Consider the following 15,226-nt stretch of genomic DNA (forward strand, 5'->3'; position numbering starts at 1 on the left):
TTGGCCGCGTCAGGCTGTGGCTCTTGATCACACGTCAGGAGCCCGTGTGGACGGATCGGGTGGGTGGAGCCGGGTGTGGCCCGGACGGGACCGCGGGCACCCGGGCGGCCGGCTCGCGGAGGGCGTCGACAACAGGGGGTTCGAAGTGCCCCGGCCGCCCGCGTGGATGCGCTGGCTGCCGGTCGCCTACGTGGTGTTCGTCCTGCTGCTGGAGACCGTCACCCCCACGCCGTGGGCGGTGAGCTTCCTGCTCATCGCCCTGCCGGTGATCGCCGCCTACAGTTTCGGTCCGGTCCTGGTGGCGGTGGCCACGGTGTTCGCGGTCGCCCTGGAGGGGGTGCTGGCCGGGACGCCGTGCTGCACCGGCCACAACGTCCATGCGCTGTGGGAGAACCACCATGTCGCCGCGTATGTCGCCACCGGCCTGGTCGGTGTGCTCGGAGTGGCGCTGGCCGCCCACCGGCGGCGCCAGGAGCGGCACCTGGTGCGGGCCCACTCGGTCGCCGAAGCGCTGATGCGGACCCTGCTGCGGCCGGTGCCGCACCGGGCCGGTCACCTTCTCGCGGCCGGGCTGTACCGGTCCGGCGAGGTCGGCACCATGGTCGGCGGCGACCTCTACGACATCCGGGCCACCGCGTCCGGTGAGCGTGCCGTCATCGGCGACGTCCGCGGCAAGGGGCTCCAGGCCGTCCGCACGGTCGCCGACATCCTCGGCAGCTTCCGTGAGGCGGTCCACCTCCCCGGGGGCCTGCCGGCCGTGGCGGCCCGTATGGAACGGCGGATGGCCCGTGAGGCCGAAGAGCTCCCGGACGACGAGCTGTTCGTCACCGCCGTCCTGGTCGAGTACGACGCCGCCGCCCACCGGGTGACGATCATCAACCACGGGCACATCGAGCCGGTCCTGATCTCCCGCGGTGAGGTGACGCCGCTCATCGGGCCGCCCGCCCTCCCGCTCGGCCTGGGGGCCCTGGCCGACGAGGAACCCGTCGCCTACACCCACCCCTTCACCCGCGGAGACGTCCTGCTCCTGTGCACCGACGGCCTGATCGAGGCCCGCGACCAGAACGGCGCCTTCTATCCCCTCCTCGACCGGCTCCGGCACCGCTTCGCCGACCGGGCCGCCCCCGGGCCCGCCGATGTCATCGACTTCCTCAACACCGATCTGCCCCGCCACACCCGGGTCTTCCACGACGATGTCGCCCTGCTCGCCCTGGCGCCCTACGACGACGGCGCCTAGGCGAGGCGTGCGCGGGCCGGGCGTCCGGCCTGATGCTCTCCGCGGGGTTCAGTCCCGCTGATGGGCGTCCCGCGCCGCGTCCACGAACTCCTCCAGGGCGCGCCAGAAGGGGCGGTAGGCGGCGTCGAAGGCCTCGTGGCCCTCGGGGCCGCCGGTCAGGTCGGAGCGGAGGGCGGTGTAGAAGGGGCGGGTCGCCTTCTGGAGGGCGAGGGCCGGTGCGGCCGCCGAGGGCGGGCCCTCCAGTTCGACGACCCGGGCGCAGCGCCGGATCTTCGCGTACTCGGCGACCTCCCGGTCCTGGAGGGCGCCCAGTGCGGAGGTACGCGCCTCGGAGCGGGGGAGCCGCAGCACGCTGGAGATCTCCCAGAACAACTCGCCCATCCGGTGGGTCTGTTCGATCAGGTCCAGATAGGCGGTGCGGCGGCTCTCCCGCAGCCGCTCGGCACGCTGCGAGCGCGCGGCGATCTCCGCCTGCACCCTGGCGGCCCGGGTGCTGCCGCGGCTGGTGACCCAACTGGCGAGCACCGCCGTGCCACCGGTCACCGCCGCGATCGCCAGAGTCCATACCGTGCTGTCGCCCACGCGGCGCCACACTACCGAGCGGCTCCGGCGCACCGGCGGCCGCCCACTACGACGGGAACTCGCCGGGCGGCACCGTGCTCGTGGAGGCGTTGCCGCCGACCACCTTGTTCAGGGTGAAGGTCAGCACCGTGTACTGGGTCCCGCCGGTCACCCGCACCGTCCGGAAGTTCGCCCTGTCGTCGAACTTCTCGAAGCTGCACCCGCGGGTGAAGGAGTCCTTCGCGCCGTTCCAGTCCTCACCGGTGGTGAAGTACACCGTGTACGAACCGCTGTTGACGCTGCGGACGGTCGCCTTCGAGCCCTTGCGGACGTACACGGAGAACGCCGTCCGGCCGCCGCGGGTCAGCGTCACCACCGCGTCGGAGCTGGTGCCGTTGTTCACGGTCAGCCGGCCCAGGCCGCCCCGGCTGCCGTCGCGTACGAAGGCGCCGTTCGCCAGCCGCCGGTGCTTGGCCCGCTCCGTACGCGGCAGCCGCAGTGAGGCGTCGTAGCCGAGGGCCTTGAGCGCGCGGGTGGCCTCCCTGACGCTCTGCGGGCCATGGGCCGTGTCGAGTCCGACCCGGGGTGAGCTGGCGCAGCGGCCGCCGCTGCCGCGGGCGCTCCGCAGATCCTGGCTCAAGGCCCGTAGGGCGGTGGCGAGTTGACCGTTGCCCGAGATCGCGTTGTCCGGTGTGGCGGCCGACTGCAGTGCGTCGGCGGCGGCCTCGGCCCTGGTCGCGGCGGTGTCCAGCGCCCTGTCGAGGGCCCCGCCCTCATGCGCCCCGTCGACCGTGCGCAGTGCGCCGTCGAGGGGGCCGAGGGCGCCGGTCAGCGCGTGGCGGTAGGTGGCGGGGTCGACGGTCGGTGTGGGGCTGGGAGAGGGCGCCGCGCCGGCCGCCGCGCTGCTGGAGCCGCCCGCCGGATCGCCGCTCGCCCGGTCCGAAGAGCAGGCCGCCAGCGGCAGTGTCAGGGCGAGGGCCGCCGCCCCGATCGCGGCGGCCCGTCCCGTCCCGCGCGCCGTCCGTAACCGCGCCGTCCGGCGGGTGACGGCCCCGGCGCGGGGCCGCACGGGCCCCGATGCCCTGCCCGTGTCCGGCGACTTCCCGCCCGTGTCCGCCGATGTCCCCGCCGTGGTGCGCGCAGGCGTGTGCTTCACCATGAGTCCCCCGATTCCCCCGGTATCCCCCGACATCCGGCAACCGCCGGAAGAAACAGGCTTCTCCGCCCACAAGTGACTGTCAAGGCCGTTGTGGATAACGGCAGTTGTGCGGGGAGCGCGGCGGCGCGGGGATCTCCCGGAATTCTTTGTTCCGCACCGGTGTGCCGATCACCTGCGGATATGTAGAGTCCCCTGCCATGGCAGCGCTGAGTGATCTTCTCCCCGTGGCGGCCGTACGCCTCGACGTCCCTGTGGCGGACTGGCGGGAGGCGGTACGGACGGCGGGCGGGCTCCTGGTGGAGACGGGCGCCGCCACCGGCACCTATACGACGGAGATGATCCGCAACGCCGAGGAGAACGGGCCGTACTTCGTCATCGCGCCCGGCTTCGCCTTCGCCCACGCCCGCCCCTCGCCCGCCGTGCTCCGCACCGGGCTGTCGTGGGTCCGCCTGGAAGCGCCGGTGGAGTTCGGCCACGAGGCGCATGACCCGGTGCGGCTCGTGGTGGCACTGGCCGCCGCGGACTCCGGGGCGCACACGGCGGCGATGGCGGCCCTCGCGAGACTGCTCGCCGATCCGGCCACGGAGCGGACCCTGTGGGAGGCGGCCGACCCGGAGGCGCTGCACGCGGTGCTCGCGGGGGAAACCGGGGAGCGCGGCGAGACGGCGGGGGAGCGCGGCGAGCGGCCGCACGGCGGGCCGGCCGTCCACAAGATCCTCACGGTCTGCGGCAACGGCGTGGGCACCAGCCTCTTCCTCAAGAACACCCTGGAGCAGGTACTCGACCGCTGGGGCTGGGCCCGCCATGTGACCGTGGAGGCGACCGACACCATCTCGGCCAAGGGCAAGGCCGCCGAGGCCGTCGCGATCCTCACCTCCCGGGAGATCGCCAGGACGCTGGGCGAGGTCGGCATACCGGTCACCGTCGTCGAGGACTTCACCAGCGCCGTCGAGATCGACCGCGCACTCCGCGCCACCTACGACGTCTGAGCGGCGGCGCCCGCCCCCGACACCCCACGCCCCATCCACCGAGCCGGGAGGACGGACACCACCATGGACTGGCTCATATCCCTGGCCACGTTTCTCGTGAACGAGATCCTCAGCCAACCCGCGTATCTGATCGGCCTGATCACGGCGGCCGGTCTGATCGCGCTGAAGAAGTCCACGGGCCAGGTCGTCGGCGGGGCCCTCAAGGCCACGCTGGGCTTTCTGCTGATCGGCGCCGGCGCGGGCCTGGTGGTCAGCTCCCTCGGCCCGCTGGGCGGCATGATCCAGGGGACGACCGGCGCCCACGGCGTGATTCCCACCAATGAGGCGATCGTCGGCATCGCCCAGGCGCAGTTCGGCGCCCGGGTCGCCTGGCTGATGATCCTCGGCTTCGCCGTCGCCCTGCTGCTGGCCCGCTTCACCCCGCTGCGCTATGTCTTCCTGACGGGCCACCACATGCTGTTCATGGCGACCCTGCTGACGATGGTCCTGGCGACCTCCGGCCGGTCAGCGGTGAGCGTGGTGGTCGTCGGCGGACTGCTGCTGGGTGTCCTCCTGGTGGCGCTGCCCGCCTTCGCGCACCCCTGGACCAGGCGCGTCACCGGCAACGACAGCATCGCCATCGGCCACTTCGGCACCACCGGCTACGTCCTGGCGGGCGCCGCCGGACAGCTCGTCGGCCGGCGCAGCCGCAGTACCGAGGACATGAAACTGCCCGAGGGCCTGCGCTTCCTGCGGGACTCGATGGTCGCCACGGCACTGTCCATGGTGCTGCTCTACGTCCTCATGTCGCTGGCCTATCTGGCCAGGGCGGGCCGCGCGACGGCGTTCAAGGCGTTCGCTGCCGACGGCGGCAGCGCCGCCACCGGCCTCGGCAACTACGTCATGCAGTCCGTCATGCAGGGCCTCCAGTTCGGCATCGCGGTCGCGGTGATCCTCTTCGGCGTCCGGACGATCCTGGGCGAGCTGGTCCCGGCGTTCCAGGGCATCGCCGGCCGGCTCGTACCGGGCGCGGTGCCGTCGCTCGACGCCCCGATCGTCTTCCCGTACGCGCAGAACGCCGTGCTCATCGGCTTCCTCGCCAGCTTCCTCGGCGGCCTGGCCGGTCTCGCGCTGCTCACCTGGGTGGGCCATCCGGCGTTCGGCCTCGCGCTCGTCCTGCCGGGACTCGTACCGCACTTCTTCACGGGCGGCGCGGCCGGTGTCTACGGCAACGCCACCGGCGGCCGGCGCGGTGCGGTCGTCGGTGCCTTCCTGAACGGTGTGCTGATCACGCTCCTGCCCGCGCTGCTGATCGAGGTGCTCGGCGCGTTCGGCAAGGAGAACACCACCTTCGGCGACGCCGACTTCGGCTGGTTCGGCACCCTGATCGGCAACGCCGCCAAGGCGGGCGCCACCGGAGGCAGCATCGCGATACTGGCGATCGGTGCCGTCCTGCTCGGTGCCGCGGTCCTCTTCCAGAAGCGCGTCGTGGACACCGGCTGGGACCCGGGCGCCCGCCGCGACGCCGTCCTGCCGCGCGCGACACCCGCACCGGGCGGCACGGCCACGGCGGCGGGCCGGACCCACCCGAAGATCGCCCCACCACCGGGGGCGCCGGTTCCGCCGCCCCCTCCTGAGGCGGGCTGACCGGGGGCGCTCCCGGGTGGGCCGTTCGATACCCCGCCCCGCGCGTCCCGGTCCGCGGGTCCTCCCCGGACCTAAAATCGGAGCATGCCCGCAGGGAGTCCCACCCCGCCCGCTGAGGACGGGCGCCGGTGTCCAGCGGCTGATCCGGAGGGCACATGACCACCGACGACGAGGGCGGACGGGAACGGCTGACCGGCCCCGCGGGGTCGGACGAACGGCCCCCCTCCCCGCCCGCCCGCACTCCCGACGGGCCCGGCCCGTACGCGGCCGCACCCGGAGCCCCCGGCCCGTACCCGCCCGCTCCCGACGCGGTGACCTGCCGCGCCCTGCGCTACTCCTTCGGCGAGACCAAGGCCGTGGACGGCGTCGACCTCGCTGTCCGGCCCGGCGAGGTCTTCGGCCTATTGGGCCCGAACGGCGCGGGCAAGACCACCGCGATCCGCTGTATCACCACCCTGCTGCCCGTCCCCGCCGGCATGGTGCGCGTCTTCGGGCATGACGCGGCGAAGGAGCGGATGGCGGTGCGCCGGCTGCTCGGGTACGTCCCGCAGCAACTGTCCGCGGACGCCGGGCTGACCGGCCGGGAGAACGTCGCGCTGTTCGCCCGGGTCTTCGACGTCTCCCGCCGCGAGCGTGCCGCCCGCGTCGCCCAGGCGCTGGCGGCGGTCGGCCTCACCGACGCGGCCGGCCGGCTCGCCCAGACGTACTCCGGCGGCATGATCCGCCGTCTCGAACTCGCCCAGGCCCTGGTCAGCGCGCCCCGGCTGCTGATGCTCGACGAGCCGACGATCGGCCTCGACCCGATCGCCCGCACCAGCGTCTGGGAACACATCAACGCCGTACGGGCCGCCACCGGGATGACCGTCCTGGTGACCACGCACTACATGGACGAGGCCGACCAGTACTGCGACCGTCTCGCCCTGATGCACCAGGGCCGGATTCGCGCCCTCGGCACCCCCGAAGAGCTGCGGTCCGCCCTGCGCGCCCGCCGCGCCGCCCGGGCCGCGGCGCCCCCGCACCCGGCGCCGCACACCCCGGGCACCGCCACCCCGGCCGACGCCCCGGCCCCGCCCGCGCCCGCCACTCCCTCCTCCTCTTCCTCTCCGCCGTCGGTCCCATCGCGCCCGGACGACGCCGCGCCGACCCTGGAGGACGTCTTCCGGGACGTCGCCGGCAGCGGCCTCGACGAGCAGTCAGGAGACTTCCGCGATGTCCGAAGCACCCGCCGCACCGCCAACCGGGTCGGCTGACCCCGCCACCGGCCCCGGCCGGCTGGACCTGCTGCTGGTACCGCCGCGCGCCCGCACCGGCTGGCGGGTGCCGGCCGCCCGGGTCGTCGCGATGTGCGTCGTCGAACTGCAGAAGCTGCGCCACGACCGCACCGAGCTGTACACCCGCGCCGTCCAGCCCGCCCTGTGGCTGCTGGTCTTCGGTGAGACCTTCACCCGCCTCAAGGCCATCCCGACCGGCGGCACCCCGTACATCGACTATCTGGCGCCCGGCATCATCGCCCAGTCCGCGATGTTCGTCGCGATCTTCTACGGCATCATGATCATCTGGGAGCGGGACGCCGGCATCCTCACCAAACTGCTGGTCACCCCGACCCCGCGGTCCGCCCTGATCGCCGGCAAGGCCTTCGCGGCCGGGGTGAAGGCGATCGTCCAGGCCGTGGTGGTGATCGTCATCGCCGCGCTGCTAGGGGTGGCCATGACCTGGAACCCCCTCCGGCTGCTCGCGGTCGCCGTCGCCGTGATCCTCGGCTCGGCGTTCTTCTCCTGCCTGTCCATGACGATCGCCGGAATCGTGCTCACCCGGGACCGTCTGATGGGCGTCGGCCAGGCCATCACCATGCCGCTCTTCTTCGCCTCCAACGCCCTCTACCCGGTGGCCATCATGCCCGCCTGGCTCCAGACGGTCAGCATGATGAACCCCCTCAGCTACCAGGTCGACGCTCTCCGCGGCCTCCTCCTGGGCACCCACGCCCATCTGGCCCTCGACTTCACCGTCCTGGTGGTCGCCGCCGCACTGGGCATCGCGGCCGCCGCCTCCCTGCTGGGGCGTCTGGCCCGTTGAGGGGGTGGGGTTTTCGGGACGCGTACGGGAGCGGGACCGGCGTCGAGGAAGTCCCGCGAACTCGACCAGGGAGTCGGCCCGGTGGCGAACATCAGCTGTCCGGTCCGCGCTTCGCCCGGCGCCCAGGGAATGCGCAGAGACCGGAGGCGAGAAGTCGGCGGTGGGGTGCAGTGGTTGCAGTCCTGTCCCGGTGCGCCGCTCACGGCCGACGGTGCTCGACGCGGCGTGCAACGCCGTCTGCTGGACCGACGACGTGTTTTCGCCGACAAAGGAGCGCGCTGGGCGAGGTCCACAATCCGGTCCATATCGTGGAGCATCATCGAGGTCTGGACGCACGCCGGGCGCTGGATTTCGTCCGTGCCGCCACCTCGACCGAGACCAGGCTGTTCCTCGCGAAGAGCGGGACCTTCTGGAGACCTGTCCCGAGCACCAAGCGCTGTCGCCCCGTGGCAGGCGACGAGGAATACGGCCGGACGAGTACTTGGAGGCGAGCCTCATGAAGGTGGACCAGTGACCACGAGAGAGGGAAGACCGGCAGGCGTACGGCCCGGCTCCGCCGCCCCCGGGAATTCCGCCGCCCCTGATGCCTGGCGCCTCCTCAAAACGGCCCGGGAGCTGACCGAGCCGGAACTCCGCAAAGCGGTGGACCGCCTCGCCGAACCGGCCCGCTCGGTCGCCGGCTACCACTTCGGCTGGTCGGACGAGCGCGGCCGGCCGGCGAACGGGGCGGGCGGCAAGGGCGTACGCGCGGCCCTGGTACTGGCCGCGGCGCAGGCCTTCGGGGTGGCGGCCGAGGAGGCGGTGGCGCCCGCCGCGGCGGTGGAACTCGTCCACAACTTCTCGGTCGTGCACGACGACCTCATGGACGGCGACCCCATGCGCCGGGGCCGCCGTACGGCGTGGTCGTTGTTCGGCACCACACAGGCGATCCTGGCGGGCGACGCCCTCCTGGCCGTCGCCGTCGACACCCTCGCGCACCGTTTTCCCCAGCGGTGCCCCGAGGCCGTACAGGAGCTCTCCGGGGCCCTGCTCGCCCTGGTCGCCGGCCAGGGGGCCGACCTCGTCTTCGAGGACCGGGCGGACGTGGGGCTGGACGAGTGCCTGGACATGGCGGCCGGCAAGACGGCGTCCCTGCTCGCCGCTTCCTGCGCGCTCGGCGCCCTCGCCGCGGGTGCCGGGGCGGAACGGGTGGACGCCCTGCGGGAGTTCGGCCGCCACCTCGGCCTCGCCTTCCAGCTCGTCGACGACCTGCTGGGTATCTGGGGCGACACCGCCGTCACCGGAAAGCCGGTCGGTTCGGACCTCCGGTCACGGAAGAAGAGCCTGCCCGTCGTCGCGGCCCTGCGCAGCGCCACCCCGGCCGGCGACCGGCTCGCCGGGCTCTACCACCGTACGGAGCCCCTGGGCGACGCCGAGATCCGTACGGCCGCCCGGCTGATCGAGGAGGCCGGTGGCAGGCGCTGGGCACAGGAGGAGGCCGAACGGCAGCGGACCGCGGCGCTCGGCCGGCTGGCCACCGCCGAGGCCACTCCCCACGGCACCCGCGCCCTCACCGCGCTCGCCGGCCTGATCACCCGCCGGGACCTCTGACCTCACGCGGGGAGGTTGTTCACAGCCAGTCCCGCCGTTTGAAGATGAGGTACAGACTGGTGCAGACGACCGCCATCAGCACGATCGCGAAGGGGTAGCCGAATGCCCAGTGCAGCTCCGGCATCTGGTCGAAGTTCATGCCGTAGATGGTCCCGACCAAGGTGGGGGCGAAGAGGATCGCCGCCCACGAGGAGATCTTCTTCACCTCCTCGTTCTGCTCGAAGCCGGCCTCGGCCAGCGCGCGCATCTCGGCGTTCTGCTGCTGGTTCACCAGGGTCGCGTTGACGGTGAGAATGTCCTGCAGGGCCTGCCGGAAGCTGTCCACGCGCTCCGTGATGTGCAGGACGTGATCGGCCACATCGCGCAGATAGCGGCGCAGTTCCTCGTCGATCGCGTATTTCTCGAAGCCCGCTGTCAGCCCCTCCAGGATGCCGTTCAGCGGGCGGGTGGCGCGCTGGAACTCCACGACCTCGCGGGAGAGTTCGTAGATGCGCCGGGAGACCCGGGGGTCGCCGCCGAAGACCTCGGTCTCGATCTCGTCGATGTCGTTCTGGACGCCGTCGACGACCGGCGCGTAGTCGTCGACGACCTCGTCGAGGATCGCGTAGAGCACGGCCTCGGGGCCGCGTTTGAGGAGTTCGGGGGTGTCCTCCATGCGCCGGCGGACGGCCGAGAGGTCGGGGGCGCCGCCGTGCCGCACGGTGATCACGAAGTCGCGGCCGACGAAGACGTGCAACTCGCCGAAGTCGACCTCCTCGGCGTCGTCGAGGTAGCGCGCGGCCCGCAGCACGACGAAGAGTGTGCCGCCGTAGCGCTCCAGCTTGGGCCGCTGGTGCGCCTCCAGGGCGTCTTCGATGGCGAGCGGGTGGAGGTCGAACTCCGAGGCCAGGGTGACGAGTTCGGCGGGGGTGGGGCGGTGCAGGCCGATCCAGGCGAGGGTGCCGGAGGTGGCGCGCTGCTGGCGGAAGGCGTCGGCGAGCGTGTCATGGGTACTGACGCGGCGTCCCTCGCGGTAGAGGGCGGCGCTGATGACGCTGCTGCCGTTCCCGGCCGGCGGCTCCGGCGTGGCGGAGTTGTCCGTGGTCTCGGCGGGCGGGGGTCCGGCAGGCCGCTTCTTCGCGGGTTTGCGCAGGCCACGCAGGCCACGTGGCCGACGACCGGGAGGCTCGGAGCTCACTGCGGAACGGACCTCCGTCACAAGCGGGGATGAAGAGGCACACAGAATCTCGACGCAGGATATCTGCCGAGGATGTCAGCACAGGTCAGCGGCCATGGTGCAGGATGGAACCGGACGTGACGCGGAGTGTGTCGCGTCCGCCGGGCTTTGTATGTTTATCTCTAGAATTGTGCGATGCAGATACCGCAGACAGCGCGCACTCCCCTGGGTGAGGTGATTCGGTGAACGGCCCCGATGCCACCGACGAGCAGTGGGAAGGGCTTGCCGAGGTCGTCCCGCTCCGCAGCAGCAGCGAATGGCCTTCCTGGCCCGACCACCGTGCCCTCCCCGAGGAGGAGCCGGCGGAGCAGATGCGGCGGTTCATCGTCATCCGCGTCCAGACCTTCGCGGACGCCCGCGAGGTCGCCGAGTACCTGATGGCGCAGATCCCCGTGCTGCTGGACCTCAGCAGCGCCGACTCCGATGTCGCCAAGCGCATCCTGGACTTCTCCAGCGGAGTCGTCTTCGGGCTCGGCAGCGGGATGCACCGTGTCGACACCAATGTCTTCCTGCTGGCGCCTGTGGGCACCGAGGTCGCGGAGACGGCACTGGGCGGCGTCCCCCGTTCGTAGGAAGAGCTGTTGGGCGTAACGGTTCTCCGGTCGGGGCGCTGCATAGCGTCCCGGCATGAATACCGACACCGTCCGGCCCGCGGTCACCGAATTACGGCTGTCCGCCTTCAAGATCCATCGTGGCGTCACCCTCCCGCTCACCCGGCTGACACTGCTGAGCGGCGAGAGCGGAAGCGGCAAGTCCAGTGCGCTGCAGGCGTACGAGATCCTCGCCCGGCTCGGTAGCGGGGAGTCGCTCGCCCGTGCCGTGCGGGAGGTGGCGGGCAGCCCGGCGGCGTGTGTGCCGGCGGGTGCGCGCCCCGACGAACAGGGGCGGCGGGGCTTCCGTATCGGCTGCACGGTCGACGGTCCGGCCGGTCCCGTCAGCCTCGACCTCGCCGTGCAGGCCGAGCCCGAACTCCGCATCGTCGGCGAGCGGTTGACCGGCGGCGGCGAGACCCTGCTGACCACCGCGCTCACCGACCCGGACCGCCCCACCGTCCAGGCGGCCTGGCACACCGCGGGTGCGACCCCGGTGACGCGCGCCCCGCTGCCCGACGACCGGCTCGGGACCTCACTGCTGCCGCTGCGCGTCGCCGGCAAGACGGCGGGCCAGCGGCTGGTGCTCGCCGCGGCCGAACAGGTCGTGGTGGCGCTGCGGTCGGCGTTCGTGTGCGACCCGCGGCCGGAGGTCATGCGGGGAACGGGGCCGGACGGCACGGGGGAAGCCGGGCCGGGCGGTGGACACGGTGCGGACGGTGCCGAGGGGGCGGGCCGCGGCGCCGGAGCGCGGCGGAGCGGCCGGGAAGCCGGCTCGCGCGGCGGGCCGGGGAAGCCGGTCGGGGTCGCCGGAGCCCGGGAAGCGCGGAAGCGCAAGGGGAACGGCGGCGGTGACGCGGGCGGCTGGGGCCACGAGGCGGAGGGGGCGCGCGGCGAGGGGCGGCTGCGGTCGTGCTGCGACAACCTGCCCGCGGTGCTGGAGCGTACGAGCCAGGAGTGCACGCGGCGGCACGCGGTGCTGGTCGCGGCGGTACGGGAGGCGTGTGCCGGGCCCGTCGAGGGGCTGCGCGCGGTGCCCCGGCAGACGGGCGGCGGGGGAGCGGAGACCGTCGCCGCCGTGGTGACCGGGCCGGGCGGCTCACCGGGGGCGCGGGCCGGGGCGGCGGTGCGCGCCGTCCTCGACCGGGGAGAGCTGGGTGAGCTGCCCGTCGAGCAGCTCGGCGACGGCGAGCTGCGGTTTCTCGCACTGGCGCTGGTGCTGCTCACCGGGCCGGACGTGCTGGCCATGGACCCGGTCGGGGAGGTCCCGTCCGCGCACCAGCAGATGACGGTGATGGCGGACGGTATGGACCGCTGTATGGACCCCAGGCAGGCGCGCGAGCTGGTGTCGCTCGCCCTGCGGATGACCGAGCGCGGGCATGTGCGGCTGCTGGGGACGGTGCGGGACCCCTCGGTCGCCGAAGGGCTGCCCGGTGTACAGGTGCTACACCTAGGGGTATGAGCGAGGATCTTCATGCGCTGCAGCGACGCCTGGCCGAGTTCGCGGCCGCGCGGGACTGGCAGCAGTACCACACGCCCAAGAACCTGGCCGCGGCGCTCAGCGTCGAGGCCGCCGAACTCGTCGAGATCTTCCAGTGGTTGACGCCGGAGGAGTCGGCGAAGGTGATGGCGAACCCGGCGAAGGCCGCCCGGGTCGAGGACGAGGTCGCGGATGTGCTGGCGTATCTGCTGCAGTTCTGCGAGGCGCTGGGGATCGACGCTCTGACAGCGCTCGCCGCGAAGATCGAGCGCAATGAGACGCGGTTCCCGGCGGTCCGCTCGGCCCGGCCGGACCGGCCGCGGAAGGGCGAGGAGTAGGGAACGGGCGAGGGGCGGAAGGCGCCAGGGGGATAGGGGACAGGGGCGGGGCCGGCGGGGCGTGAGCGCCGGTCCCGCCCCTGTCGTTGCGGCTCGCGGTGCTCGGCGGACGGTGTGGCTGGCCTTCGCTCCGGCTCGGCTTCGCCCGGCTCGTGCGGCGTGGGCGACTCGTACTTCGCCGGCGCCTCTTCGGGGGTTTCACGTGGCATGTGCCCGTCGTGTGAGGCGTGGGGGCGTTGGGGCGGGAGGGGAGGGAGCGGGGCCGTAGCCGTCGCTCGTCACTCTCCGGAGTGGTGGATCTTTCCACACCGCCTTGCTTGTCCACAGATTTGCGAATTCCCCTGGCTTTTTTGGGTGTTCACCTTCACTCTGGGTAGTGAGGAGAGTGCAGGGTGCATGCGAATGAGAGGAAAGGAGGGAGCGAATGGACGCGGTGCGGATCATCGCGGCAAGCCGGCGCGGACTGGCGGAGGCGAACACGGTGCAGGGAGTGATCGTCGAGGCATGGCAGGCGCAGGCCCTGGCGGAGGCGGTCGGCAGCCATCTCGCGATATTCGGGCCGTACGAAGTGCGGTCCAGGGCCCAGGGTCTGGGCAACGCGGGCGGGCGGTTCAGCGGGGGACTGCTGTGCCCGGCCTCGGTCACCGGCGGGCTGCGGGCGGCTCAGCTGTCCGAAGTGCGCGATGCCAAGGCGGCGTTGACCGGCCTGTGCCGGCTGCTGAGAGAGGTGTGCGAGGCGCTGGTGGCCGTGGTGCTGCTGGCGGACGAGGAGGGGATGTACTGGACGTGCGTCGAGGCGATGGACACGGTCGATGAATCGAGAGACCGCGTGGCCGGAATACTGGAGAAACTGGAGGTGCGCGACCGGAATCCCGCCTGAGCGGAACCCCACCGAACCGACCGCGACCACGCGGTCTCCACGCCCCGAGCGGTAACGCACCGACCGCGGGCCGGGAGCGCTCGCGCCCAGGGCCCCGACACCCGCGAAACCCCGGACGCTCGATGGCACGTCCGAGCCGTCGCCGTCGCCGTCGCCGCTGTCGCGGACGCCCCTGGGGATGCCCCTGCTGATCCCGCCCTGACCCGCACGGCCATGACGGCCCAGCGCGCGTCACCGTGCGACCCGCCCCGCCCATGGCCCCGGCCGTCCACCCTCAGCACTGCCTCGGCCCGCACGCCGCTCATGCACCTGCGCCCACTCACCTCCCCACGCCGCCCACCAACACCACCGTCAACGGCCACCACCAACGGCCACCACCAACTACGCCCCGCATGCAGCCCCAGCCCGAGCCCGCCGCACGCCCGAACGACCGACCCAAAGCACCCCGACCACCCAGCCCGCCCCATGCGCAGTCCCACCAACAGCCCCGCTGAACCGCGCCGCTCTCCGGCGGTTGGGGGTCGTCCGGAGTGCAGGATGGAGGTATGGACCTACGAATCTTCACCGAGCCCCAGCAGGGGGCGTCCTACGAGACTCTGCTGAAGGTCGCCAAGGCCACCGAGGATCTTGGATTCGACGCGTTCTTCCGCTCGGACCACTATCTGCGGATGGGGCAGGCCGACGGGCTGCCGGGCCCGACCGATGCCTGGATCACGCTGGCCGGCCTCGCGCGGGAGACCCGGCGCATCCGTCTCGGGACGCTGATGACGGCAGGCACCTTCCGGCTGCCGGGTGTGCTGGCCATCCAGGTGGCCCAGGTCGACCAGATGTCCGGTGGCCGGGTCGAACTGGGCCTCGGGGCGGGCTGGTTCGAGGAGGAGCACAAGGCGTACGGCATTCCGTTCCCCAAGGAGAAGTTCGCGCGGCTGGAGGAGCAGCTGGCGATCATCACCGGCCTCTGGGCCACCGGCACAGGAGAGGAGTTCAGCTACGACGGGACCTACTACCGGCTGGAGAATTCGCCCGCGCTTCCCAAACCCGCCCAGGGCAAGGTGCCGGTGCTGGTCGGCGGACACGGTGCGACGCGTACGCCACGGCTGGCGGCGCAGTACGCCGATGAGTTCAATATCCCCTTCGCCTCGCTCGAGGACAGTGAGCGCCAGTTCGGACGGGTGCGGGCGGCCGCCGAGGCCGTCGGGCGGAAGGGCGACGAGCTGGTGTACTCCAACGCCCTGGTGGTCTGCGTGGGGAGGAACGACGCCGAGGTGGCGCGACGGGCCGCGGCCATCGGGCGCGATGTGGACGAACTGAAGGCCAACGGCCTGGCGGGCTCGCCCGCCGAGGTGATCGACAAGATCGGCCGCTATGCCGCGATCGGCGCGTCCCGTGTCTACCTGCAGATGCTGGACCTGGACGACCTGGACCACCTCGAACTGATCTCGGCGCAGGTGCAGTCGCAGCTGGGCTGAGGCCGGCGGCGCTGCCGG

General features: G+C 72.5%; 14 protein-coding genes. 11 read left to right on the plus strand and 3 right to left on the minus strand.

Going from position 1 to position 15,226, the window contains the following annotated elements; all coding sequences use genetic code 11:
• The first annotated feature begins 46 nt into the window (after nucleotides 1-46).
• On the plus strand, nucleotides 47-1,237 hold the full coding sequence (locus tag ACWC9R_RS27645; protein WP_450735500.1) for a PP2C family protein-serine/threonine phosphatase: 1,191 nt from the start codon (nucleotides 47-49) through the stop codon (nucleotides 1,235-1,237).
• Between the two features lie 48 nt (nucleotides 1,238-1,285).
• Here ACWC9R_RS27645 and ACWC9R_RS27650 read toward each other — a convergent pair whose 3' ends face one another.
• Together ACWC9R_RS27650 and ACWC9R_RS27655 are read right to left on the minus strand one after the other, a co-directional pair.
• Complete coding sequence (locus tag ACWC9R_RS27650) at nucleotides 1,286-1,819, minus strand: hypothetical protein (protein WP_450735501.1); 534 nt, start codon at nucleotides 1,817-1,819, stop codon at nucleotides 1,286-1,288.
• A 46-nt stretch (nucleotides 1,820-1,865) separates the two neighbouring features.
• A complete protein-coding gene (locus tag ACWC9R_RS27655) occupies nucleotides 1,866-2,957 on the minus strand; it encodes a hypothetical protein (RefSeq protein ID WP_450735502.1) in 1,092 nt (363 codons plus the stop codon).
• A gap of 197 nt (nucleotides 2,958-3,154) precedes the next feature.
• On the opposite strand from ACWC9R_RS27655, the gene ACWC9R_RS27660 reads away from it, so the two are divergent.
• The 5 genes from ACWC9R_RS27660 (at nucleotide 3,155) to ACWC9R_RS27680 (ending at nucleotide 9,235) form a co-directional block, all read left to right on the plus strand.
• On the plus strand, nucleotides 3,155-3,946 hold the full coding sequence (locus ACWC9R_RS27660) for a PTS sugar transporter subunit IIA (RefSeq protein WP_450735504.1): 792 nt from the start codon (nucleotides 3,155-3,157) through the stop codon (nucleotides 3,944-3,946).
• A gap of 63 nt (nucleotides 3,947-4,009) precedes the next feature.
• On the plus strand, nucleotides 4,010-5,572 hold the full coding sequence (locus ACWC9R_RS27665; RefSeq protein WP_450735506.1) for a PTS ascorbate transporter subunit IIC: 1,563 nt from the start codon (nucleotides 4,010-4,012) through the stop codon (nucleotides 5,570-5,572).
• Nucleotides 5,573-5,727: 155 nt separating this feature from the next.
• Nucleotides 5,728-6,822, plus strand: a complete 1,095-nt coding sequence (locus tag ACWC9R_RS27670) for an ATP-binding cassette domain-containing protein (RefSeq protein ID WP_450735508.1) — start codon at nucleotides 5,728-5,730, stop codon at nucleotides 6,820-6,822.
• Entirely contained in the window at nucleotides 6,782-7,645 is an 864-nt protein-coding gene (locus ACWC9R_RS27675; RefSeq protein WP_450735510.1) for an ABC transporter permease, read from the plus strand. Before ACWC9R_RS27670 ends, ACWC9R_RS27675 begins: the two co-directional genes overlap by 41 nt.
• A 510-nt stretch (nucleotides 7,646-8,155) precedes the next feature.
• Nucleotides 8,156-9,235 carry a polyprenyl synthetase family protein gene (locus ACWC9R_RS27680; RefSeq protein WP_450735512.1) on the plus strand — a complete coding sequence of 360 codons (1,080 nt, stop codon included), beginning with the start codon at nucleotides 8,156-8,158 and terminating at the stop codon, nucleotides 9,233-9,235.
• Between the two features lie 19 nt (nucleotides 9,236-9,254).
• On the opposite strand, the gene corA is transcribed toward ACWC9R_RS27680, so the two are convergent.
• Nucleotides 9,255-10,412: a magnesium/cobalt transporter CorA gene (gene corA / locus ACWC9R_RS27685; RefSeq protein ID WP_450735514.1), complete on the minus strand. Its 1,158-nt coding sequence runs from the start codon at nucleotides 10,410-10,412 to the stop codon at nucleotides 9,255-9,257.
• 221 nt (nucleotides 10,413-10,633) lie between these two features.
• Here corA and ACWC9R_RS27690 point away from each other — a divergent pair, with 221 nt between their 5' ends.
• The 5 genes from ACWC9R_RS27690 to ACWC9R_RS27710 all read left to right on the plus strand — a co-directional run bounded on the left by ACWC9R_RS27690 (nucleotide 10,634) and on the right by ACWC9R_RS27710 (nucleotide 15,208).
• Nucleotides 10,634-11,023: a cell division protein SepF gene (locus ACWC9R_RS27690; protein ID WP_362607282.1), complete on the plus strand. Its 390-nt coding sequence runs from the start codon at nucleotides 10,634-10,636 to the stop codon at nucleotides 11,021-11,023.
• 55 nt (nucleotides 11,024-11,078) lie between these two features.
• The gene (locus tag ACWC9R_RS27695) at nucleotides 11,079-12,503 is read left to right on the plus strand and encodes a biotin transporter BioY (protein WP_450735515.1); all 1,425 of its coding nucleotides are present in this window, start codon (nucleotides 11,079-11,081) and stop codon (nucleotides 12,501-12,503) included.
• Entirely contained in the window at nucleotides 12,500-12,859 is a 360-nt protein-coding gene (locus ACWC9R_RS27700) for a nucleotide pyrophosphohydrolase (RefSeq protein WP_450735517.1), read from the plus strand. Before ACWC9R_RS27695 ends, ACWC9R_RS27700 begins: the two co-directional genes overlap by 4 nt.
• 424 nt (nucleotides 12,860-13,283) lie before the next feature.
• On the plus strand, nucleotides 13,284-13,739 hold the full coding sequence (locus tag ACWC9R_RS27705) for a DUF6099 family protein (RefSeq protein WP_450735519.1): 456 nt from the start codon (nucleotides 13,284-13,286) through the stop codon (nucleotides 13,737-13,739).
• A gap of 545 nt (nucleotides 13,740-14,284) precedes the next feature.
• Nucleotides 14,285-15,208 carry an LLM class F420-dependent oxidoreductase gene (locus tag ACWC9R_RS27710; protein WP_450735521.1) on the plus strand — a complete coding sequence of 308 codons (924 nt, stop codon included), beginning with the start codon at nucleotides 14,285-14,287 and terminating at the stop codon, nucleotides 15,206-15,208.
• Nucleotides 15,209-15,226: the final 18 nt, after the last annotated feature.

This window comes from Streptomyces sp. NPDC001219, assembly GCF_053597915.1.